A 2,274-nucleotide genomic window follows, 5' to 3' on the forward strand; every position below is an offset into this window, starting at 1 on the left:
TGCGCCAGCGCTCGCGCAACCCGCCCCCGCGGCGATCCCCGACCACGCCGGGGTGCCAGTCCTCGCCCTCGATCACCACCACCGCGGAGCCGTCCGCGTGAGCCCCGGCGCCTCGACCCGGCGGATCGCCTCTTCGGTCACCTGCCGCTCGACCTCGCGCCGCGCCAGGTTCAGGGCGTCCAGTTCCTGCGCGAGGGCCGGCGGCCTCCTCCGGGTCGTCGGTCGACAGCAGGCGCGCGCCTAGGTCGGACTTGCCGATCCGGCCGCCCGCGTTGATCCGCGGCCCCAGGATGAAGCCCGCGTGATTGACCTTGGCCGGCCCCGGCTCGCTTCCGGCCGCGGCCAGCAGGGCCTTGAGGCCGGGATTGGCCCAGTCCGACATCACCCTCAGCCCCAAGCTGGTCAGGGCCCGGTTGAAGCCGGTCAGGCCGGTCACATCGCAGATCGCCCCCATGGCGACCAGATCCAGCCATCGCCGAATGTCCGGCTGATCGCGGCTCTCGAACAGCCCGCGCGCCCGCGCCTCGCGGTTCAGCGCCGCCAGGAGGACGAACACCACGCCCGCCGCCGCCAGATTGCCCTGGCCCGAGTTGCAGCCGGGCCGGTTCGGATTGACCACGGCCAGGCACTCGGGCGGCTGCTCGCGCATCATGTGGTGGTCGATCACCACCACCTTCAGCCCGATCGCGGCCGCGTGCGCCACCGCCTCGTTCGCAGCCGCGCCGCAGTCCACGGTGATCACCAGCTCGGCGCCGGACGCCTTCAGCGTGTCGAACGCCCTGGCGCTCGGCCCGTACCCCTCGGTGATCCGGTCCGGCACATAGATCGGCAGGTCCGCGCCCATCGCCCGGAACCAGCGCACCAGAAGCGCCGCCGAGGACGCCCCGTCCACGTCGTAGTCGGCGAAGACATGGATCGACGATCCGGCCTGCAAGGCGTCCACGATCGCCGCGGCGGCCGCGTCCATGTCGGTGAAGCTGGACGGATCGGGGAAAAGCGCCTTCAGCGTCGGCGTCAGGAAGTCCGCGCCCTGATCGGCGCCGACCCCGCGCGCCGCCAGCGCCCGAGCCAGCGGCTCGTCCAGGTCGAGCGCCTGCATGTGCGCGCGGATCAGCGCCGCCTCGGCGGGCCTTTGCCGCCAGGCGCGGCCGGACAGCGAGCGGAAGACGCCCAGGAAGGCGGGCGCGGCTCCGCCGTCGGCCATCAGAGAGGACGCATGGTGCGGATGCGCTGGACCGTCCGCGTCGAGGAGTCCATGACGAGCGTGTGGGTCGAGACGAAGCCGCCCTTCATCGTCACCCCGTCCAGCATCGCGCCCTTGGTCACGCCCGTCGCCGAGAAGATGGCGTCCTTGGACACCAGTTCGTGCAGGTCGTACTTGCGGTCGAAGTCGACGACCCCGGTGCGGCTGGCGCGGGCCCGCTCGTCGTCGTTGCGGAAGATCAGCCGGCCCTGGAAATGACCCCCGACGCATTTCAGCGCCGAGGCCGCCAGCACGCCCTCGGGCGCCCCGCCCGATCCCAGGTACAGATCGATGCCGGTCTCCGGCTCGGCGGTGTGGATCACCCCCGCCACGTCGCCGTCGGTGATCAGCACCACCTTGGCGCCGACCTCGCGCAGCGCGGCGATCAGCTCGGCGTGGCGCGGCCGGTCCATGACGCAGACGGTGATGTCGGACGGGTTCACCCCCTTGGCCGAGGCCAGCGAGCGGACGTTGTCCTGGGGCGTCATGTCCAGGTCGACCGTGCCCGGCGCATAGCCCGGCCCGATCGCGATCTTGTCCATATAGGTGTCGGGCGCGTGCAGCATGCCGCCGCCCGGCGACATGGCCAGAACGCACAGCGCATTGGCCATGGCCTTAGCCGTCAGCGTCGTGCCTTCCAGCGGGTCCAGGGCGATGTCGATGGCCGGGCCCTTCCCGGTCCCGACCTTCTCGCCGATGTACAGCATCGGGGCCTCGTCGCGCTCGCCCTCGCCGATGACGATCTTGCCGTCGATGTCCAGGGCGTTCAGCGCGGTGCGCATGGCGTCCACCGCCAGCTGATCCGCGGCCTTCTCGTCGCCCCGGCCGATCCCGGCGTAGGACGCGATGGCGGCCAGCTCCGTCACCCGGGCGGCGTCGGCGGCGAGCGTGGAAGCGTAGGGGGCCGTGGCGGCCATGGGCGGTCTCTCCTGCGACGATGATCCCCGGATTCTGTCGTCCGGGCGAGATTCGGATGGGCTCAGCGCCGTTCGGCGGGCGGCGGGGCGCGGGGCCGGCGATCGACCGGCGGC

Annotated in this window: 1 protein-coding gene and 1 pseudogene; both read right to left on the bottom strand. The window is 72.3% G+C overall.

The window, feature by feature from the left end; all coding sequences use genetic code 11:
* Positions 1 to 1,204 (bottom strand): annotated as a pseudogene (locus tag AC2W7C_RS16955) (single-stranded-DNA-specific exonuclease RecJ); the annotation flags it as partial.
* Complete coding sequence (gene glpX / locus AC2W7C_RS16960; RefSeq protein ID WP_486002429.1) at positions 1,204 to 2,160, bottom strand: class II fructose-bisphosphatase; 957 nt, start codon at positions 2,158 to 2,160, stop codon at positions 1,204 to 1,206. The gene glpX and the pseudogene AC2W7C_RS16955, both read right to left, overlap by 1 nt.
* Between the last annotated feature and the right edge of the window lie 114 nt (positions 2,161 to 2,274).

This window comes from Brevundimonas sp. CURTG3B2_SDJG (assembly GCF_057364705.1).